The organism is Streptomyces sp. NPDC053542 (genome assembly GCF_044544685.1).
In the GTDB taxonomy this organism is placed as follows: Bacteria; Actinomycetota; Actinomycetes; order Streptomycetales; family Streptomycetaceae; genus Streptomyces.
In genome coordinates this window covers 246,224-267,262 of sequence record NZ_JBITXL010000003.1, presented here as the reverse complement: position 1 = coordinate 267,262, position 21,039 = coordinate 246,224, and the positions used below count along the sequence as shown (strand labels likewise).

The 21,039-nt window shown below is 72.3% G+C and carries 18 protein-coding genes; 14 read left to right on the top strand and 4 right to left on the bottom strand.

Annotation, left to right across the window (positions count from 1 at the left end):
• Window positions 1–198: 198 nt before the first annotated feature.
• Together ACIGXO_RS09110 and ACIGXO_RS09105 are read left to right on the top strand one after the other, a co-directional pair.
• Complete coding sequence (locus ACIGXO_RS09110; protein ID WP_399782516.1) at window positions 199–1,044, top strand: thioesterase family protein; 846 nt, start codon at window positions 199–201, stop codon at window positions 1,042–1,044.
• A gap of 150 nt (window positions 1,045–1,194) precedes the next feature.
• On the top strand, window positions 1,195–2,364 hold the full coding sequence (locus ACIGXO_RS09105) for a cysteine desulfurase family protein (RefSeq protein WP_399782513.1): 1,170 nt from the start codon (window positions 1,195–1,197) through the stop codon (window positions 2,362–2,364).
• A gap of 10 nt (window positions 2,365–2,374) precedes the next feature.
• Here the strand turns inward: ACIGXO_RS09105 and ACIGXO_RS09100 are convergent, their stop codons facing one another.
• Entirely contained in the window at window positions 2,375–3,067 is a 693-nt protein-coding gene (locus tag ACIGXO_RS09100) for an N-acetylmuramoyl-L-alanine amidase (protein ID WP_399783810.1), read from the bottom strand.
• A gap of 126 nt (window positions 3,068–3,193) precedes the next feature.
• Here ACIGXO_RS09100 and mnmA point away from each other — a divergent pair, with 126 nt between their 5' ends.
• Window positions 3,194–4,312, top strand: a complete 1,119-nt coding sequence (gene mnmA / locus ACIGXO_RS09095) for a tRNA 2-thiouridine(34) synthase MnmA (protein ID WP_399782510.1) — start codon at window positions 3,194–3,196, stop codon at window positions 4,310–4,312.
• 143 nt (window positions 4,313–4,455) lie between these two features.
• Window positions 4,456–5,772, top strand: coding sequence for a DUF5685 family protein (locus ACIGXO_RS09090; RefSeq protein WP_399782507.1), 1,317 nt, complete (start codon window positions 4,456–4,458; stop codon window positions 5,770–5,772).
• A gap of 18 nt (window positions 5,773–5,790) precedes the next feature.
• Here ACIGXO_RS09090 and ACIGXO_RS09085 read toward each other — a convergent pair whose 3' ends face one another.
• The gene (locus ACIGXO_RS09085; protein ID WP_399782505.1) at window positions 5,791–6,087 is read right to left on the bottom strand and encodes a hypothetical protein; all 297 of its coding nucleotides are present in this window, start codon (window positions 6,085–6,087) and stop codon (window positions 5,791–5,793) included.
• A gap of 233 nt (window positions 6,088–6,320) precedes the next feature.
• On the opposite strand from ACIGXO_RS09085, the gene gdhA reads away from it, so the two are divergent.
• The 10 genes from gdhA to gatB all read left to right on the top strand — a co-directional run bounded on the left by gdhA (window position 6,321) and on the right by gatB (window position 18,850).
• Window positions 6,321–7,721, top strand: a complete 1,401-nt coding sequence (gene gdhA / locus ACIGXO_RS09080; protein WP_399782502.1) for an NADP-specific glutamate dehydrogenase — start codon at window positions 6,321–6,323, stop codon at window positions 7,719–7,721.
• Between the two features lie 165 nt (window positions 7,722–7,886).
• Window positions 7,887–8,447 carry a TIGR00730 family Rossman fold protein gene (locus ACIGXO_RS09075; RefSeq protein WP_399782499.1) on the top strand — a complete coding sequence of 187 codons (561 nt, stop codon included), beginning with the start codon at window positions 7,887–7,889 and terminating at the stop codon, window positions 8,445–8,447.
• Between the two features lie 186 nt (window positions 8,448–8,633).
• A complete protein-coding gene (locus tag ACIGXO_RS09070; RefSeq protein ID WP_399782497.1) occupies window positions 8,634–9,323 on the top strand; it encodes an SDR family oxidoreductase in 690 nt (229 codons plus the stop codon).
• A 76-nt stretch (window positions 9,324–9,399) separates the two neighbouring features.
• Window positions 9,400–10,437 (top strand): methionine synthase, encoded by a 1,038-nt coding sequence (locus ACIGXO_RS09065; RefSeq protein WP_399782494.1) that lies wholly within the window; start codon window positions 9,400–9,402, stop codon window positions 10,435–10,437.
• 29 nt (window positions 10,438–10,466) lie between these two features.
• Window positions 10,467–12,707: an NAD-dependent DNA ligase LigA gene (gene ligA, locus ACIGXO_RS09060; RefSeq protein WP_399783807.1), complete on the top strand. Its 2,241-nt coding sequence runs from the start codon at window positions 10,467–10,469 to the stop codon at window positions 12,705–12,707.
• Window positions 12,708–12,864: 157 nt separating this feature from the next.
• Window positions 12,865–14,970: a putative bifunctional diguanylate cyclase/phosphodiesterase gene (locus tag ACIGXO_RS09055; protein ID WP_399782491.1), complete on the top strand. Its 2,106-nt coding sequence runs from the start codon at window positions 12,865–12,867 to the stop codon at window positions 14,968–14,970.
• A gap of 305 nt (window positions 14,971–15,275) precedes the next feature.
• Window positions 15,276–15,572, top strand: coding sequence for an Asp-tRNA(Asn)/Glu-tRNA(Gln) amidotransferase subunit GatC (gene gatC, locus ACIGXO_RS09050; protein ID WP_030258164.1), 297 nt, complete (start codon window positions 15,276–15,278; stop codon window positions 15,570–15,572).
• A gap of 5 nt (window positions 15,573–15,577) precedes the next feature.
• The gene (gene gatA, locus ACIGXO_RS09045; protein WP_399782488.1) at window positions 15,578–17,086 is read left to right on the top strand and encodes an Asp-tRNA(Asn)/Glu-tRNA(Gln) amidotransferase subunit GatA; all 1,509 of its coding nucleotides are present in this window, start codon (window positions 15,578–15,580) and stop codon (window positions 17,084–17,086) included.
• Window positions 17,083–17,325, top strand: coding sequence for a hypothetical protein (locus ACIGXO_RS09040; RefSeq protein WP_030258159.1), 243 nt, complete (start codon window positions 17,083–17,085; stop codon window positions 17,323–17,325). Before gatA ends, ACIGXO_RS09040 begins: the two co-directional genes overlap by 4 nt.
• Before the next feature lie 16 nt (window positions 17,326–17,341).
• Window positions 17,342–18,850, top strand: a complete 1,509-nt coding sequence (gatB, locus tag ACIGXO_RS09035; protein ID WP_399782486.1) for an Asp-tRNA(Asn)/Glu-tRNA(Gln) amidotransferase subunit GatB — start codon at window positions 17,342–17,344, stop codon at window positions 18,848–18,850.
• A 63-nt stretch (window positions 18,851–18,913) separates the two neighbouring features.
• Here gatB and ACIGXO_RS09030 read toward each other — a convergent pair whose 3' ends face one another.
• On the bottom strand, window positions 18,914–19,747 hold the full coding sequence (locus tag ACIGXO_RS09030; RefSeq protein ID WP_399782483.1) for an SDR family oxidoreductase: 834 nt from the start codon (window positions 19,745–19,747) through the stop codon (window positions 18,914–18,916).
• Window positions 19,748–19,829: 82 nt separating this feature from the next.
• On the bottom strand, window positions 19,830–20,927 hold the full coding sequence (locus tag ACIGXO_RS09025; RefSeq protein ID WP_399782481.1) for a LacI family DNA-binding transcriptional regulator: 1,098 nt from the start codon (window positions 20,925–20,927) through the stop codon (window positions 19,830–19,832).
• Between the last annotated feature and the right edge of the window lie 112 nt (window positions 20,928–21,039).

Genomic DNA, 21,039 nt, shown 5'->3' with positions numbered 1-21,039 from the left:
CTCCTCTTTCCACACTGGGGGTCTCCCGGCTCGGGGGGCGGGGGGGGCGTAACGGCCCCGGGGCGGGGCCCGGGGGGGGGGCGGCCCCCGGGGTGGGGGGGGGGGGGGGGCGCGCCCCCCCCCCCACCTCCCGCCGCCGTCCGCGAGCGGATGAGACGCCTCTACCGGTCGGTAATAATTCCATGTACGGTGCACCGCATGGCAGAGGTGACCATAGGCAACAGCGAGTTCGACCGTGACACGGCGATCGTCCGCCGCTCTCCCGGCGTGTACGACGCGGAGCTCTCCGCGGGCTGGACGATCATCCACGCGGTCAACGGGGGCTACCTCCTCGCGCTGATGGGCCGCGCCCTGGGCGACGCGCTGCCGCACCCCGACCCGATGACGGTCACCGCCCACTACCTCACCGCCTCCCGGCCGGGCCCCGCCGTGATCCGCACCGAGGTCGTCCGCACCGGCCGCACCATGTCCACCGGCACGGCCACCCTCGTCCAGTTCGAGGACGACGGCTCCGAGGTCGAGCGGCTGCGCGTACTGGCCGCCTACGGCGACCTCGACGCGCTCCCCGACGACGTCCGCACCACCGCCAAGCCGCCTGCCATGCCCGCGTACGAGGAGTGCTTCGGTACGGACGCGGCGCCCGAGGGCCGCCCCGCGATCCCGGGCAGCTCGGCGATCACCGCCCGGCTCGACGTCCGGCTGGACCCCGCGACCTGCGGCTGGGCCATCGGCGCGCCCAGCGGCAACGGCGAGATGCGCGGCTGGTTCGGCCTCGCCGACGGCCGCGACGCCGACCCGCTCTCCCTCCTCCTCACGGTCGACGCGCTGCCGCCCACCGCCTTCGAGATGGGCCTGAAGGGCTGGGTCCCCACCGTCGAGCTCACCACCCACATCCGCTGCCGCCCGGCGCCCGGCCCGCTGCGCGTCTCGATCACCACCCGCAACCTCGCCGGCGGCTTCCTCGAGGAGGACGCCGAGGTCTGGGACGCCGACGACCGCCTGGTCGCGCAGTCCCGGCAGCTGGCCCGGGCGCTGCTGGACTGACCCGGCGGCGGATCCCGGCGGAGGGCGCCGGGCCGGCTTGTCGGCAGAGGGTGCCGGGCGGTTGCCGGCGGAGGGTGCCTCCGCGCGCCGGGCATGCGCCGGGTACGCGCTCCCGCAGCGCGCCCGGCAGCTCGTAGAATCGTGCGCACCATGGTTTACCTCGACCACGCCGCCACCACCCCGATGCTTCCGGAGGCGGTGCAGGCGATGACCGCCCAGCTGACCGTCACCGGCAATGCCTCCTCGCTGCATGCCGCCGGCCGGCGTGCCCGCCGTACCGTCGAGGAGGCCAGGGAATCCCTCGCCGCCTCGCTCGGCGCACGCCCCAGTGAGGTGGTCTTCACCGCGGGCGGCACGGAGGCCGACAACCTCGCCGTCAAGGGCCTGTACTGGGCCCGCCGGGACGCCGAGCCGTCCCGTACCCGCGTACTCGCCAGCCCCGTCGAGCACCACGCCGTGCTCGACGCGGTCGAGTGGCTCGCCGAGCACGAGGGCGCGCGCGTGGAGTGGCTGCCCGTGGACGCCTACGGGCGGGTGCATCCGGACGCCCTGCGTGCGGCGATCGCCACGGACCCCTCGGACGTCGCGCTGATCACCGTCATGTGGGCCAACAACGAGATAGGGACCGTCCAGCCGGTCGCCGAACTGGCCGCGGTGGCCCGCGAGTTCGACATCCCGGTGCACGCGGACGCGGTCCAGGCGTTCGGCCAGCTGGAGGTGGACTTCGCCGCCAGCGGCCTGGCCGCCATGACCGTCTCCGCCCACAAGATCGGCGGTCCGTACGGCATCGGGGCGCTGCTGCTGGGGCGCGAGTACGCTCCCGTGCCCGTCCTGCACGGCGGCGGCCAGGAGCGCCACGTACGCTCCGGCACCCTCGACACGCCCGCGATCGCCGCCTTCGCCGCGGCCGGGCGGCACGCCGTCGCGCACCGCGAGGAATTCGCGCGTGAGATCGGCGCCCTGCGCGACGAGCTGATCACGGCCGTACGGGCCGCCGCGCCCGACGCCGTCCTCGGCGGCGACCCGGATCCGGCGGGCCGCCTCCCCGCCAACGCGCACTTCTCCTTCCCCGGCTGCGAGGGCGACTCGCTCCTCCTCCTGCTGGACGCGCAGGGCATCGAGTGCTCCACCGGCTCGGCCTGCACGGCCGGCGTCGCCCAGCCCAGCCACGTCCTGCTCGCCACCGGCATGGACCCGGACCTGGCCCGCGGCACCCTCCGCTTCTCCCTCGGCCACACCTCCACGAAGGAGGACGTGGCGGCCCTGTCGGAGGCGATAGGGCCGGTAGTGCAACGGGCACGGAGCGCGGGACTGAGCTGAGCCGCGGCGGCTAGGCCGGGGCCTTCCCCGGGTCCCGGCCCTTCCCCGGATTCCGGGACAGGGCCTCCCGCACGAGATCCATGTACCGGTCCCAGTCCCACAGCGGCCCCGGATCGGTGTGATCCGCGCCCGGCACCTCCACATGCCCCATCACGTGCTCCCGGTCCGCCGGAAACCCGTACCGCGCGCAGATGTCCGCCGTCAGCCGCGCCGAGCTCGCGTACATCGCGGCCGTGAAGTCCTGCGGCCGGTCGACGAAGCCCTCGTGCTCGATGCCGATGCTGCGCTCGTTGTACTCCCGGTTGCCCGCGTGAAAGGCGACGTCCAGCTCGCGGACGGTCTGCGCGACATGCCCGTCCTTCCGGACGACGTAATGCGCGGCCGCGCCGTGCGCCGGATTACGGAAGACCCGCAGGGCGGTCGCGTAACTGCCCTGCACCACATGGATCACCACCCGGTCGATCACGTAGTCGGCCGGCCGGTCGGCCCGCCGCCAGTTCGCCCCGGACGCGGCGGACCACTGCGCGCTCTGGTAGTCCACCTCGCCCGGTTTGCGCGGTTTTTCCTGGCCGGGCAGCCGCCACCACCAGCGCTCCAGCTGGTCGTGCGCCGTCAGTCCCGCGGCCGCCACCGCGACCGTCCCGCCGATCAGCACCGCGCGGCGGCCGATGCCTCTGCGGGCCGTGTGATCACCGTCTCCCATGCGCTGAACAACGCTCACCCCCCACCTCCCGGTTCCGCCCGGCGGCGCCACCCTTCGCCGCTACCCGGCGGCCGGGCGCCGCTCGCTTCTCTTCCTGCCGGTGGTTCCGTCTACTCTGGAAGAGCTATGACTGACGCTCCCCGCCGCCTCCGCGTGCTCGCCGCCATGTCCGGCGGTGTCGACTCCGCCGTCGCCGCCGCCCGCGCCGCCGAGGCCGGCCACGACGTGACCGGCGTACACCTCGCGCTCTCCGAGAACCCCAAGTCCTTCCGCACCGGCGCCCGCGGCTGCTGCACGATCGAGGACTCGCACGACGCCCGCCGCGCCGCCGACGTCATCGGCATCCCCTTCTACGTCTGGGACCTCGCCGAACGCTTCCGCGAGGACGTGGTGGACGACTTCGTCGCGGAGTACGAGGCGGGCCGGACGCCGAACCCCTGCCTCCGCTGCAACGAAAAGATCAAGTTCGCCGCCCTCCTCGACAAGGCCCTCGCCCTCGGCTTCGACGCGGTCTGCACCGGCCACTACGCCACGGTCGTGACCCGCGAGGACGGCACCCGCGAGCTGCACCGCGCCTCCGACATGGCCAAGGACCAGTCCTACGTCCTCGGCGTCCTGGACGAGCGCCAGCTCGCGCACGCGATGTTCCCCCTCGGTGACACCCTCACCACCAAGGCGGAGATCCGCGAAGAAGCGGCCCGCCGTGGTCTCTTCGTCGCCAAGAAGCCCGACAGCCACGACATCTGCTTCATCGCCGACGGCGACACCCAGGGCTTCCTCGCGAAGCGCCTGGGCCGCGCGGAAGGCGACATCGTCGACGAGACGGGCAACGTCCTGGGCAAGCACGAGGGCGCCTACGGCTACACCATCGGCCAGCGCAAGGGCCTCCGCATCGGCACCCCGGCCCCCGACGGCAAGCCGCGCTACGTCCTGGACATCTCCCCGGTCGACAACACGGTCACGGTCGGCCCGGCGGCCTCCCTCGACGTCACCGCCCTCACCGCCATCCGCCCCCGCTGGTGCGGCACCCCGCCGGCCGGCCCCGGCACGTACACCGCCCAGCTCCGCGCCCACGGCGAGGAAACCGAGGTCACCGCCGAGCCGACCCCCGACGGCTTCAAGGTCACCTTCGCCGAACCGGTCCGCGGCGTGGCCCCCGGCCAGGCCATCGTCCTGTACGACGGCACCCGGGTGGTCGGCTCGGCGACGATCGCGACCACCACGCGGGCCACGGCGGGCGTATGACCGAGTCCGGCCGGCCCGGCGGAAGAAACCGCCTCATCTGACGACACGACGCCCATGCGCGGACCTGTATACGTCGTTTATGCAGGTCAGCAGCGTGATCTGTACGATCCCCTGGCGTTGTCGACGTCATACGGGGGTTTCAGATGTTCGGGATCGTCAGGCCCTGCACTCATCGCCTGACCGAAGGGCTCAAAGCGGAGTGGATGGCCCATCTGTGCGGCCTCTGCCTCGCGCTGCGTAACGATCACGGGCAGTTTGCCAGAGTGGTCACGAACTACGACGGCCTGATCGTTTCCGTACTGACCGACGCCCAGACCGGTCAGGCGGCGGCCGGACGCCGGACCGCCGGGCCCTGCCCGCTGCGCGGCATGCGCACCGCTTCGGTGGCGAAGGGGGAGGGCGCGCGGCTCGCCGCGTCGGTCTCCCTCGTGCTCGCCTCGGCGAAGATCCGCGATCACGTCGCCGACCAGGACGGACTGCTGCGCCGCCGGCCCGTCGCCGCCGCCGCGCGCAAGGTCGCCACCGGCTGGCACCGGGCCGGGACGCGTACCGGCTCCACGGTCGGCTTCGACACCGCCGTACTGGTCGACGCGGTCGACCGGCAGCCGGCTGTCGAGCGGCTGGCCGGCCCCGGCACACCGCTGACCGTCATCACCGAGCCGACCGAGACGGCGACCGCCGCGGCCTTCGCCCACACGGCGGTCCTGGCGGGCCGCCCCGGCAACGCCGAACCGCTCGCCGAGGCCGGCCGCCTCTTCGGCCGGCTCGCCCACCTCCTCGACGCCGTGGAGGACCGCGCGACGGACGCCGCCGAGGGCGCCTGGAACCCGCTCACCGCCACGGGCGCCGGTCTCGGCCAGGCCCGCCGCCTCTGCGACGACGCCCTCCACGGCATCCGACTCGCCTTGAGTGACGTGGAGTTCGCCGACTCCCGGCTCGTACACATCCTGCTCGTCCACGAACTCCGCCGCGCCGTGGACCGCGCCTTCGGCGCGACGTCGTGCCGCCACGCGGGCCATGACGGCCCTGCCGGTCAACCGCCCCAGTACGGGCAGCCGTCACCGTACGGTCAGGCAGCGCCGTACGGTCCGCCTCCGGCCGGCGGCCCGTACTACGACGCCCAAGGGCAGCAGCCCCTGAACGGCCCGCAGAACCCGTACAGCGGGGGCCACGGCGGCGCGGGAGGGCCCGGCGGGCCCGGCGGGCCCGGAGGGGCCGGTGGCTCCGGTGGCTCCGGTGATGGCCCCCGCCGGCCGAAGAAACCCCGCGGCTTCTTCGCCGGCTGCGCCGCCTTCATCGGCCTCTGCTGCACCTGCCGGCTCTGCTGCGCCGACGATTACGAGGGCCCCTGGTCCCGGAAGAAGCGCAAGGGCTGCCTCAGCGACTGCTGCGAGGGCTGTCAGTGCTGCGAGGTCTGTGAATGCTGTGAGTGCTGTGAGTGCTGCGACTGCGGCTGCTGACCGGCTGCCGGAAGCCGCCTAGCCGCCGTTAAGGGCCGCGAGGCCCTTGCGGAGGTCCTCCGCGTTCATGACCGGTGTGTATTGCACCTTCGCACCGAGTTCGAGGAAAAACGGTTCTCCGGTCTTCGGCATCTGGGACGGGTCCTGCAGATCGAAGAAGATAAACGCGGTACGGCAGCCGTTTTCGGTAGTGAAATAGGCCGCTTCCGGACGGAGATTCGTCAGCGCGTTCTCGATCGTCTTGGGAAGCGTGCCGTTCTTGATGGCGTCGTTGGCCGTCGGTGTATCGAGCGAAACCTTGAGCAGCATGCGCATGGGAAGCCCCTTTCCGGCCGGGCGGGTGCTCCTTGAGGGGTACCGGACGGGCCCGGTCGCTCATGTTTCCAGCGTCGCGCCGCTCCGCCTCAGGGGCAACGCGGGAGCGGGCCCACCAGGCGTGCACCGGGAGCCCCGCCCGGGTTCCCGGAGAACCGGATACCGTGCGTGGCGGGCGGGGACATAGAGTCGCGGGGGCGACGGGACGTCAACGGCCGTCTATGGGAAGGAAAATGATCGTGACGGTGCAAGCGGATCGTACGGAGCGTACGGAGGACAAGGCCGCCGGGGATCATCGGGCCGGGCCGGCCGGCCTGTATGCCGAGCTGGTCCGGCGCAATCCCGGGGAGCCGGAATTCCACCAGGCGGCTCTTGAGGTACTGGAGACCCTCGACCCGGTGCTCGCCGTGCGCCGCGAGCTCGCCGACGCCCGCATTCTGGAGCGCGTCGTCGAGCCGGAGCGGCAGATCATGTTCCGGGTGCCGTGGACGGACGACAAGGGACGGATTCACGTCAACCGCGGCTTCCGGGTGGAGTTCAACAGCGCCCTCGGCCCCTACAAGGGCGGCCTGCGCTTCCACTCCTCGGTCAACCTCGGCATCGTGAAGTTCCTCGGCTTCGAGCAGATCTTCAAGAACGCGCTCACCGGACTGAACATCGGCGGTGGCAAGGGCGGCAGCGACTTCGACCCGCACGGCCGGTCCGACGCCGAGGTCATGCGGTTCTGCCAGTCCTTCATGACCGAACTGCACCGTCACCTCGGGGAGCACACCGACGTCCCCGCCGGTGACATCGGCGTCGGCGGCCGCGAGATCGGCTACCTGTTCGGCCAGTACCGGCGGATCACCAACCGCTGGGAGGCCGGCGTGCTCACCGGCAAGGGCCTGGAGTGGGGCGGCTCGCTGGTCCGCACGGAGGCCACCGGATACGGGAACGTGCTGTTCACCGCCGAGATGCTCAAGCAGCGCGGCGAGGACCTGGACGGCCGGCAGGTCGTGGTCTCCGGCTCCGGCAACGTCGCGATCTACACGATCGAGAAGGCGCAGGCCCTCGGTGCGAACGTGCTGACGTGCTCGGACTCCGGCGGGTACGTCGTGGACGAGAAGGGCATCGATCTCGATCTGCTGAAGCAGGTCAAGGAGGTCGAGCGCGGGCGGATCAGCGACTACGCGGAGCGGCGCGGGTCCTCGGCGACGTACGTGCCCGGCGGGTCCGTGTGGGACGTCCCCGCCGATGTGGCGCTGCCCTCGGCCACGCAGAACGAGCTGGACGAGGAGGCCGCGCGCGTCCTGGTGCGCAACGGCGTGAAGGTGGTGTCCGAGGGCGCGAACATGCCCACGACGCCGGGTGCGGTCGCGGTGTTCCGGGAGGCCGGAGTGGCCTTCGGGCCCGGCAAGGCGGCCAACGCGGGCGGCGTCGCGACGAGCGCGCTGGAGATGCGGCAGAACTCCGCACGGGAGTCGTGGACCTTCGAGCGCGCGGAGGGCGAGCTCGCGGCGATCATGGAGAACATCCACCGCACGTGCTTCGAGACGGCCGAGCGGTACGGGCGCCCCGGTGACTACGTCGTGGGCGCGAACATCGCCGGGTTCGAGCGGGTCGCGGACGCGATGCTGGCGCAGGGCCTGATCTGACGGGGCCGGCCTCGGGCCTGATGTGACGGGTGGGCGGGGGCCGGGGTGCGTTCCCTGCCCGCCCCGTGAGGAGTGGGCGGGGGACCGGCGTGCGTTCCCTGCCCGCCCCGTGAGGAGTGGGTGGGGGACCGTCGTGTGTCCCCTGCCCGCCCGTATGGTTGCCGTATGAACATTTGTGTCTTCTGCTCCGCCAATGACCTGGCCGAGACCTACACCACCCCAGCGCGTGAGTTCGCCGAGCTGATCGGCAAGGGCGGGCACGCGCTGGTCTGGGGCGGCTCGGACACCGGCCTGATGAAGGTCATGGCCGACGGCGTGCAGGAGAACGGCGGCCGGCTCATCGGCATCTCCGTGGAGTTCCTGGCCCACAAGGCGCGCGCGGGCGCGGACGAGATGGTGATCACCGCGGACCTCGCCGAGCGCAAGGCGGCGCTGCTCGCCCGCGCCGACGCCATCGTCGTGATGGTCGGCGGCACCGGCACCCTGGACGAGGCCACGGAAATCCTGGAGCTGAAGAAGCACGGCCTCAACACCAAGCCCGTCGTCATCCTGAACACGAACGGCTTCTACGACGGCCTCAAGCAGCAGTTCCAGCGCATGGAGGAGGAGAACTTCCTCCCGGTACCGCTGACCGAGCTGGCCTTCTTCGCCGAGGACGGCGTGGGCGCGCTGGCCTTCCTGGAGGAGCAGGCGGGCTACAGGGCTGACGCCGGCGCGGCGGGGTAGTACGACTTTCGCGCGGGCCCCGATTGCGCAGCCCCGGAGGCCCCCACCAGGGGGATACCCAGGGCGGGGTGCGGATATCCGGTGGGGGCCCGCAGCGGGGTGCTGGGGCGGGTGCCCGCGGCGGGGATGCCCGGGCGGGCGCCCCGTACGCCCGCCTTGTGTGTACCTGTCGTTAGGATCGCCCCCATGGGTACGCACTTGATCACCGGCGCAGGATCGGGCATCGGGGCGGCGGTCGCGCGGCGGCTGGCCGACCGGGGCGAGGAGCTGTGGCTGCTGGCCCGGGACGCGGGCCGCGCCAAGGAGCTGGCCGCGGAGTTCCCCGGGGCGCGCACGGTCGTCGGTGACCTCGGCGTCCCCGAGAAGCTCGCCTGGGCGCTCGGCCACCAGACGCTGCCCGACCGGCTGGACTCCGTCCTGCACATCGCGGGCGTTGTCGAGCTGGGCGCGGTCGCCGACCTGCCCGCCAAGAGCTGGCAGCGCCAGCTGACCGCCAACCTGGTCGCGCCGGCCGAGCTGACCCGCCTCTTCCTGCCGCAGCTGCGGCTCGCGCAGGGCCACGTGGTCTTCGTCAACTCCGGCGCGGGGCTGCGCGCCAACCCGCAGTGGGGCGCGTACGCGGCCAGCAAGCACGGCCTGAAGGCGCTCGCGGACGCGCTGCGCGCCGAGGAGCACGACAACGGGGTGCGGGTCACCTCCGTGTACCCGGGGCGCACCGCGACCGCCATGCAGGAGAGCGTGCACCAGCAGGAGGGCAAGGCGTACGACGCGGACCGCTGGATCGACCCGGAGTCGATCGCGACCACGGTCCTCACGGCCCTCGACCTCCCCCGGGACGCGGAGATCACCGACCTGTCGGTCCGCCCGGGACGCTGACGCCCCGGCCGTACGCAGGGCACACTCGCGGCCACACGCGCGCAGCCACCCGGCCGCGCCGCATAGGGTCGGACGCGTGAGCGACAAGACCACTAACCCCTGGGGCGCCCGCGCGGCCACCGGTATCGGGTCGATGCCCGGTGGCGACGCGCGCGAGGCCGCGAAGACCGTCACCGGATCCCTGGAACGGCTGCCGTTCCTGCCCGAGCTGCCCGCCCGAGGGCCCGGTGCCGACATGATCGGCCGGACCGCCGGGCTGCTCGTCGAGGTGTACGCGCATGTGGAGCCCAGCGGCTGGCGGATCAGCGACCGGCCGGGCCGGGACACCCGCCGGGCCCGGTCCTGGCTCGGCGAGGACCTCGACGCGCTGGAGGAGTTCACGCAGGGGTACGAGGGTGCCCTGAAGGTCTCGGCCGTCGGCCCGTGGACGCTGGCCGCCTCCCTGGAGCTGCGCAACGGGGAGGCCGCGCTGAGCGACCCGGGTGCCTGCCGGGACCTGGCCGCCTCCCTGGCGGAGGGGCTGCGCGGGCATCTCGCGGACGTACGGCGCCGGGTACCGGGCGCGCGGATCGTGCTCCAGCTGGACGAGCCGTCGCTGACCTCCGTACTGCGCGGCAGCGTGAAGACCGCGAGCGGCTACCGCACCCACCGCGCCGTGGACCGCGCCGTCGTCGAGGGCGCGCTCCGCGACATCATCGGCGCGGCGGGCGGGGCGGAGGAGGACGGCCACGACCGTACGCCCGTGATCGTCCACTCCTGCGCCCCCGACGTCCCCTTCGCGCTGCTGCGCCGGGCCGGTGCGCGCGGCATCGCGTGCGACTTCTCGCTGCTCACCGAGCGTGATGACGAGGCGATCGGCGAGGCCGTCGAGGGCGGTACGACGCTCTTCGCCGGCGTCGTGCCGGGCACCGACGGCCCATTGTCAGACCCTGCCGGTAGCGTCATGGGTGTCAGGACGCTGTGGCGCAGGCTGGGGCTGAATCCGGGGACTCTCAGCGAGTCCGTGGTGATCACTCCCGCGTGCGGGCTCGCGGGCGCTTCGCCCGACTATGCCCGTAAGGTGCTCGCCCATTGCGTCCGGGCGGCGGGATCGCTCGCGGACAACCCTGAGTGAGCGCACTCAAGGACACGGGAGGACAGACGGTGGCCGGCGAAGAGCAGACCGGACGGACGGCGGACGGGGCGGCGGACGACGCGGCGGGAGCCGGCGTGCCCTCGGAGGCGCGCGAGCGGCATCAGCGGCTCGCGGAGGAGGTCGAGGAGCACCGCTTCCGGTATTACGTCAAGGACGCCCCGGTCGTCAGCGACGCGGAGTTCGACAAGCTGCTGCGCTCCCTGGAGGCGCTGGAGGAGGAGCATCCGCAGCTGCGGACGCCCGACTCGCCCACGCAGAAGGTCGCGGGGTCGTACGAGACGGAGTTCACGGAGGTCGCCCACCGCGAGCGGATGCTCTCGCTGGACAACGCCTTCGACGACGAGGAGCTGGCCGCCTGGGCGGAGCGGCTGGCGACGGAGCTGGGCGGCGACCCGAAGTCCGCGGGGTACCACTTCCTGTGCGAGCTCAAGGTCGACGGCCTCGCGGTCAACCTCACGTACGAGCACGGCAGGCTGACCCGCGCCGCCACCCGCGGCGACGGCCGCACGGGCGAGGACATCACGCCCAATGTGCGGACGATCGCGGACATTCCCGACCGGCTCAAGGGCGACCGCGTCCCGGAGCTGGTGGAGATCCGCGGCGAGGTCTTCTTCCCGATGGAGGCGTTCGAGCAGCTCAACGCCCGCCTGGTGGCGGACGGCAAGCCCCCGTTCGCCAACCCGCGCAATGCCGCGGCCGGTTCCCTGCGCCAGAAGGACCCCAAGGTCACGGCGACCCGGCCGCTGCACATGGTCGTGCACGGCACCGGCGCCCGCGAGGGCTTCGACATCGACCGCCAGTCGCAGGCGTACGACCTGCTGCGCGAGTGGGGCCTGCCGACGGCCAAGCACAACAAGGTCGTCGACTCGCTCGCCGCGGTGCGGGAGTTCATCAAGTACTACGGCGACCACCGCCACGACGTCGAGCACGAGATCGACGGCGTCGTCGTCAAGCTCGACGAGATCCGGCTGCAGGGCCGCCTCGGGGCGACCTCGCGCGCGCCGCGCTGGGCGATCGCGTGGAAGTACCCCCCGGAGGAGGTCAACACCAAGCTGCTGGACATCCGGGTGGGTGTCGGGCGGACCGGCCGGGTGACGCCGTACGCGGTCGTCGAGCCCATCATGGTGGCCGGCTCCGAGGTCGAGTTCGCCACGCTGCACAACCAGGACGTGGTCAAGGCCAAGGGCGTCCTCATCGGGGACACGGTCGTGCTGCGCAAGGCGGGCGACGTGATCCCCGAGATCCTGGGGCCGGTGGCGGACCTGCGGGACGGCAGCGAGCGGGAGTTCGTGATGCCGGCCGAGTGCCCCGAGTGCGGGACGGCGCTGCAGCCCGCCAAGGAGGGCGACATCGACCTGCGCTGTCCGAACGCGCGGGGCTGTCCGGCGCAGCTGCGCGAGCGGCTCTTCTATCTCGCGGGCCGCAAGGCCCTGGACATCGAGAACTTCGGCTATGTCGCGGCGACGGCGCTGACCCAGCCGCTGGAGCCCGCCGAGCCGCCGCTGAAGGACGAGGGCGACCTCTTCGGGCTCTCCATCGAGCAGCTGCTGCCCATCAAGTCCTACGTCCTCGACCCGGACAGCGGCCTGCCCAAGCGGGACCCGAAGACCGGCGAGGAGAAGGTCGTCACGTTCTTCGCCAACCAGAAGGGCGAGCCGAAGAAGAACGCCCTGGCGATGCTGGAGAACATCCAGGCGGCCAAGGAGCGCCCGCTCGCCCGCATCCTGACGGGCCTTTCGATCCGGCACGTGGGGCCGGTCGCGGCGCAGGCGCTGGCGATGGAGTTCCGTTCGCTGGACCGGATCCGGGAGGCGAGCGAGGAGGAGCTGGCCGCGGTCGAGGGTGTCGGCGGCACCATCGCCGCCTCGCTCAAGCAGTGGTTCGAGGAGGAGTGGCACCGCGACATCGTGGACAAGTGGCGTGCCGCCGGGGTCCGGATGGAGGAGGAGAGCACAGGCGACGAAGGCCCGAGGCCGCTGGAGGGCGTCACCGTCGTCGTAACGGGAACACTTCAATCACACACCAGAGATGGCGCGAAGGAAGCGCTGCAACGCCTTGGAGCGAAAGTGACCGGATCTGTCTCGAAGAAGACTGGTTTCGTCGTTGTAGGCGACAATCCTGGTTCGAAATATGACAAGGCTATGCAGTTGAAGGTACCTGTGCTGGACGATGACGGTTTCGCGGTGCTGCTCGAAGAGGGCCCCGACGCCGCCCGCGCGGTAGCGGTCACGCCGCCGGAGGAGGAGTGAGCAAGTCACTTCTTCGGCGCATACCAGACGCTTACGGGTGGTCGGGTCGCATTCGGGCAACCGCTGCCGATCGCTGCCCGTGCGGGCCTTCTGCGGCCTACTGTTGAGGGGTGCGCCTGCCGTGGCGCGGGCACAGCCGGCTGTGAGAGGTATCGGAATGGAACCGACCGACAGCGCCGCTCCGGCGTCGCGGCTCCGGCGGCTCGTCATGCCCGCGTTGCCCGCGGCTGTGGTTCTGACGGCCGCCCTGGTGCTCGTGACGGGCGTGATCATGACGATCGGAGGCGGCGCCGCGCTCTTCCCGCGCGGCGCCGTCGGCTGGTCGCTGGCCGTCCTCACCGGCGTGATCGTCGGGCATCTCGTCGCCATCGGCCGGGACCGCTGGTCCGGCGGCGCCGGCTCCGGTGCCGCGCTGGCCCTGGCCGTCCTGCTGCTGTACGGCTGGGTGCCCGCCCTGCTGATCAGCCTGTCCGTGGTCGTGCTGGTCGGCGCGGCGCGCCGGCAGCGCTGGCGGCAGGCGGTGGTGCACGGCGCGATCGACGTGCTCGGCCTGGGCGCGGCGGCGCTGGGCCTCGCCGCGTTCGGCATCACGCCCAGCGTGGCCGACCCCGGCCGGCCCGGGGAGTGGGATCTGTCCGTACTGCCGCCGATCCTCGGATCGGCGCTGGTGTATCTGGCGGTGACCCGTGCGCTGCTGTGGTTCCTGATGGGCTCGCGCAACGGCCGGCTGCCGTCCATCGCACGCCGGGCGGTGACCCGGCAGGCCCTGGTCGGCGTCGCGCTGGTGGGCATAGCCCCGCTGATCGTGGTGGTCGCCGAGCACACCCCGCTGCTGCTGCCGCTCTTCGCCGTGCCGCTCATCGCGCTGGACTCCACGCTGTGGATCGCGCGGGCCCGCGCCGAGGAGCAGCTGCGCGACCCGCTGACCGGCCTGCCGAACCGCCAGTGGCTGCTGGAGCGCACCTGGAGCGCGCTGGACGACGCCGAGCGCGTCGGCGCCCGCGCCGCCCTCGTACTGATCGATCTCGACCGTTTCCGGTCGGTCAACGACACCCTCGGACACCTCGCCGGTGACCGCCTGCTCCTCCAGATCGCCGAGCGGCTGCGGCACGCCCTGCCCCGCGGAGCGGAGGCCGCGCGGCTCGGCGGCGACGAGTTCGCGGTGCTGCTGCCCACCGCCGATTCCCTCACCAGCGCGCAGCGGGTGGCCCGTTCGCTTGTCGCCGCGCTGGGCTCGCCCCTGGACCTGGACGGGCTGACGCTGGTGCTCGAGGCGAGCGCCGGCGTCGCGGTCTATCCGGACCACGCGCTGGACGCCGAGGGCCTGCTGCGCCGCGCGGACGTCGCGATGTACCAGGCGAAGCGGGACCGCAGCGGCGTGGAGGTCTACGAAGCCAAGCGCGACGGCAACACCCCCGACCGCCTCGGCCTCCTCGGCGACCTGCGCCGGGCGCTGGACGCGGGCGAGGTCGAGCTGCACTACCAGCCCAAGGTCCGCTTCGACGGCCAGGTGGCCGGCCTCGAGGCGCTGGTGCGCTGGGTGCACCCGGACCGCGGGAGAGTCCCTCCGGACGAGTTCATCGCCATCGCCGAGTCCTCCGGGCTGATGCCGCGGCTGACGGAGTACGTCCTGGAGACCGCGCTCGGCCAGGTGGCGCGCTGGCGCGCGGACGGCCTGGAGGTCCCGGTCGCGGTGAACGTCTCACCGCGGGACGTGCACACCCCCGGGTTCGCCGGCGCGGTGGCCGCGCGGCTGGCGCGGCACGGCGTACCGCCGGGCTCGCTCCAGCTGGAGATCACCGAGCATGTGCTGCTGGAGGACCCGCAGCGCGCCGCCGACACGCTGAACGGCCTGACCGGCCACGGCGTGAAGATGTCGCTCGACGACTTCGGTACGGGGTACAGCTCGCTGGTGCACCTGCGGCGGCTGCCCGTCAGCGAGCTGAAGATCGACCGCTCGTTCGTGGCCCGGCTCGCGGTGGACACCGAGGACGCCGAGATCGTCCGCTGCACGCTCGACCTCGCGCACTCCCTCGGCCTGCTCGTCGTCGCGGAGGGCGTCGAGGACGACGAGACCTGGGAGCGGCTGCGGGACCTGGGCTGCGACGCGGTACAGGGCTGGCTGGTGGCCGCCGCGATGCCGCCGGACGAGACGACGGCGTGGCTGCGGGCGCGCGAGCACCACGGCTGGCGCCGGGAGTCGGAAGGCGCGCCTTCCGACTCAGAGGAGGCCGACCGGCCCTCCGGCCAGGTCGTGAAGTAGGCCGGGCCGGCCCCTGTCGGGGCGGGTGTGCCGGGCGCGGGGAGCGGTTTCGCGGTCGGCCGCGGGCGTCGGTGGGGGAGCGCCCTCCGGGCGCTGTCCTCAAACGCCGGACGGGCTGGATTTTGCCCGGCTTCGCTGGATCCTGCCGGTCGAGCTTGATCTTGCCGGGCCCGGCTGGATCCCACGTGAACCGGGCCGTTGGGGCCGGGCTTCGGGGGCCGACGGGAAAGCGTTTCGCGGTCACGACTCCCGGAGCCATAGGATTGGGGCGGAAACTCCACCGGAAACCAGCAGAGGATCGCTGCATGCCTGGCATCACGCGCGAGGAGGTCGCCCACCTCGCACGGCTGGCACGTCTGGAGCTGAAGGACGAAGAGCTCGACCACTTCGCCGGACAGCTCGACGACATCATCGGCGCGGTAGCCCGCGTCTCCGAGGTCGCCGACCAAGACGTTCCGCCGACCTCCCACCCGCTGCCCCTGACGAACGTCATGCGGGCGGACGAGGTCCGTCCGTCGCTCACCCCCGAGCAGGCGCTCTCCGGCGCCCCCGCCCAGGAGCAGCAGCGATTCAAGGTGCCGCAGATTCTGGGGGAGGAGTGACCGAGATGGCGCAGACCGCAGCACACGAACTGATCAAGCTGACCGCCGCCGAGACCGCAGCGAAGATCGCGGCCGGTGAGGTCACCGCCGTCCAGGTCACCGAGGCCCACCTGGCCCGGATCGAGGCCGTGGACGAGAAGGTGCACGCCTTCCTGCACGTCGACCGGGAGGGCGCGCTCGCCCAGGCCCGCGCCGTGGACGCCAAGCGCGAGCGCGGCGAGAAGCTCGGCCCGCTGGCCGGCGTCCCGCTCGCCCTGAAGGACATCTTCACCACCGAGGGCGTCCCGACCACCGTCGGCTCCAAGATCCTCGAGGGCTGGATCCCGCCGTACGACGCGACGGTGACCCAGCGCCTGAAGGCCGCCGACGTCGTCATCCTCGGCAAGACCAACATGGACGAGTTCGCCATGGGGTCCTCGACGGAGAACAGCGCGTACGGCCCGACGGGCAACCCGTGGGACCTCACCCGCATCCCCGGCGGCTCCGGCGGCGGCTCGTCCGCGGCCCTCGCCTCGTACGAGGCGCCGCTGGCGATCGGTACGGACACCGGCGGTTCCATCCGCCAGCCCGCGGCCGTCACCGGCACGGTCGGCGTGAAGCCGACCTACGGCGGCGTCTCGCGGTACGGCATGGTCGCGTTCTCCTCCTCCCTCGACCAGGGCGGCCCCTGCGCCCGTACGGTCCTGGACGCGGCGCTGCTGCACGAGGCGATCGCGGGCCACGACCCGCTCGACTCCACCTCCATCGACGCGCCGGTCCCGGCGGTCGTCGAGGCCGCGCGCAACGGCTCCGTGGCGGGCATGCGCGTCGGCGTGGTGAAGCAGTTCCGCGGCGAGGGCTACCAGGACGGCGTCATCCAGCGGTTCGACGAGTCCGTCGCGCTGATGAAGGAGCTGGGCGCCGAGATCGTCGAGCTGGACTGCCCGTCCTTCGACCTGGCGCTGGCGGCGTACTACCTCATCGCGCCCTCGGAGTGCTCCTCCAACCTGGCCCGCTTCGACGCCATGCGCTACGGCCTGCGGGTCGGCGACGACGGCACGAAGTCGGCCGAGGAGGTCACGGCCCTGACCCGCGAGGCCGGCTTCGGCCCCGAGGTGAAGCGCCGGATCATGCTCGGTACGTACGCGCTCAGCTCCGGCTACTACGACGCGTACTACGGCTCCGCGCAGAAGGTGCGGACCCTGATCACCCGCGAGTTCGAGAAGGCATTCGAGCAGGTCGACGTGATCGTCTCGCCGACCACGCCCACCACCGCCTTCCCGATCGGCGAGCGCGCCGACGACCCGATGGCGATGTACCTCGCGGACGTGTGCACGCTCCCCGTGAACCTGGCGGGCAACGCGGCCATGTCGCTGCCCTGCGGTCTGGCTCCCGAGGACGGGCTGCCCGTTGGCCTGCAGATCATCGCCCCGACCATGAAGGACGACCGGCTGTACAAGGTCGGTGCCGCCGTCGAGGCCGCCTTCGTGGAAAGGTGGGGCCACCCGCTGCTTGAGGAGGCACCGTCGCTGTGAGCGCGATCACGAAGAAGGCCAAGAACTTCAAGAAGTCCAAGTCGGGTCTGTACCTGTCCATGGGCACCACCGCTTTCGGCGCGCTGAGCGTCGCCAAGCAGGCGAAGCTGGCCCGGCAGGAGAACGACACGCTGCGGCTGATCGACGCGGCCGTCTCGGCCGCGGCGATCGTCACCGGCCTGGCGATCCTCTACCGGGAACTGAAGCACCTGGGCGACGACGACGTCCTGCTGGGCTGAGAGGGATTGTTTCACCGTGACTGTCACTGACCTGGTCTCGTACGAGGACGCCCTCGCGACGTACGAGCCCGTCATGGGTCTCGAGGTGCACGTCGAGCTCGGCACCAAGACCAAGATGTTCTGCGGGTGTTCGACGGCGCTCGGCGCCGACGCCAACACCCAGACCTGCCCCACCTGCCTGGGGCTGCCCGGCTCCCTCCCGGTCGTCAACGCGATCGGCGTGGAGTCCGCCATCAAGATCGGCCTCGCGCTGAACTGCTCGATCGCCGAGTGGTGCCGCTTCGCCCGGAAGAACTACTTCTATCCGGACATGCCGAAGAACTTCCAGACGTCGCAGTACGACGAGCCGATCGCTTTTGACGGCTACCTGGACGTTCAGCTGGAGGACGGCGAGGTCTTCCGGGTCGAGATCGAGCGCGCCCACATGGAGGAGGACACCGGCAAGTCCACGCACGTGGGCGGCGCGACGGGCCGTATCCACGGCGCCTCGCACTCCCTCCTGGACTACAACCGCGCCGGCATCCCGCTCATCGAGATCGTCACCAAGCCCATCAAGGGCGCGGGCGAGCGGGCCCCCGAGGTCGCCAAGGCGTACGTCGCCGAACTGCGCGAGCTCATCAAGGCGCTCGGCGTCTCCGAGGCCCGCATGGAGATGGGCCAGATGCGCTGCGACGTGAACCTCTCGCTGATGCCCAAGGGCAGCGAGAAGTTCGGTACGCGCTCGGAGACCAAGAACGTCAACTCGCTGCGCAGCGTCGAGCGTGCGGCCCGGTTCGAGATCCAGCGGCACGCCGCGGTGCTCTCGTCCGGCGGCACGATCATCCAGGAGACCCGCCACTTCCACGAGGACGACGGTTCCACGACGTCCGGCCGCGTGAAGGAGGAGGCGGAGGACTACCGGTACTTCCCGGAGCCCGACCTGGTCCCCGTCGCCCCGTCCCGCGAGTGGGTCGAGGAGTTGCGCAAGGGGCTGCCCGAGCTGCCGCGCGTGCGCCGTAACCGGCTGCGCGAGGAGTGGGGCATCTCCGAGCACGACATGCAGTCGATCCTCAACGCCGGTGCGGTCGACCTGATCGTCGCCACCACGGAGGCCGGCGCGGACGCCGCGGCCGCCCGCAAGTGGTGGATGGGCGAGCTGGCCCGCCGTGCCAACGAGGACGGCGTGGACCTCGACGCGCTGCCGATCACCCCGGCCGACGTGGCCCGGGTGGCCGCGCTGGTCGCGGAGGGTTCGCTCAACGACAAGCTCGCCCGTCAGACCATCGAGGGCGTACTGGCCGGCGAGGGCACCCCGGACGAGGTCGTCGAGAAGCGCGGCCTGAAGGTCGTCTCCGACGAGGGCGCGCTGGGCAAGGCTGTGGACGAGGCAATCGAGTCCAACGCGGCCATCGCCGACAAGATCCGCGGCGGCAAGGTCGCCGCCGCGGGCGCGCTGGTGGGTGCCGTCATGAAGGCCACCCGCGGCCAGGCCGACGCGGCCCGCGTCCGGGAGCTCATCCTGGAGAAGCTGGGCGTGGAGGGCTGATCCAGGCCCCCTTACGCGTGGGAGGGGCGGCGCGCCTGATGGTGCGCCGCCCCTCCGTGCGTATCAGCGGAACGCGGCGGCGTTCTCCCTGGCCCACTGCTGGAACGTTCTGGCCGGAGCGCCGGTGACCTGCGAGACCGTGTCGCGCACCGCGAGCAGCTCGTCGTTGACGTCGCCGCCCATCAGGTCGAGTATCGCGTCCGCGGTCCCGTCCGGCATGAAGGACGCCATTTCCCGGTGGGCCTCCTCCCGGCTGATCTCGTCGAGGGACACCTCTTCTCCCAGGGCCGCGCCGATGGCTTCGACCTGCTGCCGGGGCGTGACCCGGGCCGGTCCGGTGAGGGCGTACGTCCGTCCCCGGTGCCCCGGTTCGGTCAGCGCCGCCGCGGCCACCGCCGCGATGTCGGCGGGGTGGACGGCGGGCAGCCCGATGTCCGGGTACGGCGCCCGGACCGACCGGTGCGCGCGGATCGACGCCGCCCACCACAGGGCGTTCGAGGTGAACTGCGTCGGCCGCAGGATCGTCCACGCCATGCCGCTGTCCTTGAGCCGCTGCTCGACGACGCGGTTCTCCTCGGCGGGTGCCAGGTGGGGGTGGGTCTGCACGGTCATGGACGACACGAGCACCACATGTTCGACGCCTGCGTGCCGGGCGGCCGCGAGGACGTCCGCGTCCGCGCCCATGCCCGGTACGAGGAACAGCGAACGCACCCCGTCCAGTGCCGGCTTCAGCGCGGCCGGCTGAGCCAGGTCCCCCTCCACGGCCTCGACGTCCGCGGGGAATGCGGCCCGCGCCGCGTCCCGGGTCAGCCCGCGCACGGGGCCGGCGCCGGCCACCCGCAGCTCCCGCAGCAGAGCGCTCCCGATGTTTCCGGTCGCGCCGGTCACAAGGATCATCGTTGCCTTCTCCTGTCGCCAGCCGGTGACCGCCGTTGTCGATCACTCGTGCCGCACGCTAGAACCTCAACTCGGCTTGAGGTCAAGTTCCGGTGCGCGGCGGGGCGATCGACTCACGGGCGATGAACTCCGTGTCCAGGACGATGTGTTCGGGGGCGTGCGTGGTGCCTTCGATGCGGGCGATGAGGGACTGGACGGCGCGGGCGCCCAGTTCCTGGACGGGCTGGGCGACGACGCTGATGCGGGGGCGGACGGCGCGGGCCCAGTCGGTGTCGTCGAAGGTGACGACGGAGAGGTGTTCGGGGACGCGGAGGCCGTGGTCGCGGGCGGCGGAGAGGACGCCGAGGGCGATCATGCTGTCGGTGGCGAAGACGGCGGTGGGCGGCTCGGGGAGGGACAGCAGCTCGGCGGTGAGGTCGGCCGGGTCCGCGCGGTGGAAGGTACCGGTGCGGAGGTAGGCGCCGGTGTCGGTGATGCCCGCCTCGCGCAGCGCGGCACGGTAGCCCTCGATGCGCTCCAGACCGGTGGAGACCGGGTCGGCGGGGGCGGCCTCCGAAGCGGTGTCCGCGCCGTCGACGGGGGCCGTGCCCAGCAGGCTGACCAGGGCGATGCGGCGGTGGCCCGCGGCGAGCAGGCGGCGGACCGCGTCCTGGGCGGCGCCGTGGTTGTCGACGGTGACGGAGTCGGCGGGCAGGCCGGGCGCCTGGCGGTCGAGGAGGACGACGGGGCAGCCCGCGGCGTGCGCGGCCGCCAGGTGGCCGGTCTCGGTGGTGGCGGCCGGGGCGACGATCAGGCCGTCGACGTGCTTGTCGCGCAGCATCTTCACCGCGGCGCGCTCGGCGGCCACGTCCTCGTCGGTGTTGGCGAGCAGGACCTGGTACCCGGCGGCGCGGGCCGCGTCCGTGATGCCGCGGGTGACGCCCGCGAAGAACGGGTTCTGGATGTCGGCGACGATCGCGCCGAGGGTGTGCGTCCGTCCCGTGATCATGGAGCGGGCCAGCTGGTTGGCGCGGTAGCCGAGCTTTTCGGCCGCGGCCCGTACGCGTTCGCGTGCTTCGGGGCTGACCGAGCCGTAGTCGGCGAGCGCGCGGGAGGCGGTGGAGCGGGAGACGCCCGCCTCGCGCGCGACATCGGGGAGGGTTGCGGGGCGGCCTGCCGGCCTGCGTCGGTTCGTCGTCATGGCGCGGTCAGGCTATCGGGTCCGGCAGGGGTATTGACGGTGGGGAACCGGGAGTGGGAAGGTTCCCAGCACCCCGCGATTGAGAACGTTCCCAACCACGCCGCCCACCGGC

Excerpts from the sequence above, each read along its gene's own strand:
- ACIGXO_RS09110 (WP_399782516.1), top strand. The coding sequence starts at position 199 with ATGGCAGAGGTGACCATAGGCAACAGCGAGTTCGACCGTGACACGGCG.
- ACIGXO_RS09105 (WP_399782513.1), top strand. The coding sequence starts at position 1,195 with ATGGTTTACCTCGACCACGCCGCCACCACCCCGATGCTTCCGGAGGCG.
- ACIGXO_RS09100 (WP_399783810.1), bottom strand. The coding sequence starts at position 3,067 with ATGGGAGACGGTGATCACACGGCCCGCAGAGGCATCGGCCGCCGCGCG.
- mnmA (WP_399782510.1), top strand. The coding sequence starts at position 3,194 with ATGACTGACGCTCCCCGCCGCCTCCGCGTGCTCGCCGCCATGTCCGGC.
- ACIGXO_RS09090 (WP_399782507.1), top strand. The coding sequence starts at position 4,456 with ATGTTCGGGATCGTCAGGCCCTGCACTCATCGCCTGACCGAAGGGCTC.
- ACIGXO_RS09085 (WP_399782505.1), bottom strand. The coding sequence starts at position 6,087 with ATGCGCATGCTGCTCAAGGTTTCGCTCGATACACCGACGGCCAACGAC.
- gdhA (WP_399782502.1), top strand. The coding sequence starts at position 6,321 with ATGATCGTGACGGTGCAAGCGGATCGTACGGAGCGTACGGAGGACAAG.
- ACIGXO_RS09075 (WP_399782499.1), top strand. The coding sequence starts at position 7,887 with ATGAACATTTGTGTCTTCTGCTCCGCCAATGACCTGGCCGAGACCTAC.
- ACIGXO_RS09070 (WP_399782497.1), top strand. The coding sequence starts at position 8,634 with ATGGGTACGCACTTGATCACCGGCGCAGGATCGGGCATCGGGGCGGCG.
- ACIGXO_RS09055 (WP_399782491.1), top strand. The coding sequence starts at position 12,865 with ATGGAACCGACCGACAGCGCCGCTCCGGCGTCGCGGCTCCGGCGGCTC.
- gatC (WP_030258164.1), top strand. The coding sequence starts at position 15,276 with ATGCCTGGCATCACGCGCGAGGAGGTCGCCCACCTCGCACGGCTGGCA.
- gatA (WP_399782488.1), top strand. The coding sequence starts at position 15,578 with ATGGCGCAGACCGCAGCACACGAACTGATCAAGCTGACCGCCGCCGAG.
- ACIGXO_RS09030 (WP_399782483.1), bottom strand. The coding sequence starts at position 19,747 with ATGATCCTTGTGACCGGCGCGACCGGAAACATCGGGAGCGCTCTGCTG.
- ACIGXO_RS09025 (WP_399782481.1), bottom strand. The coding sequence starts at position 20,927 with ATGACGACGAACCGACGCAGGCCGGCAGGCCGCCCCGCAACCCTCCCC.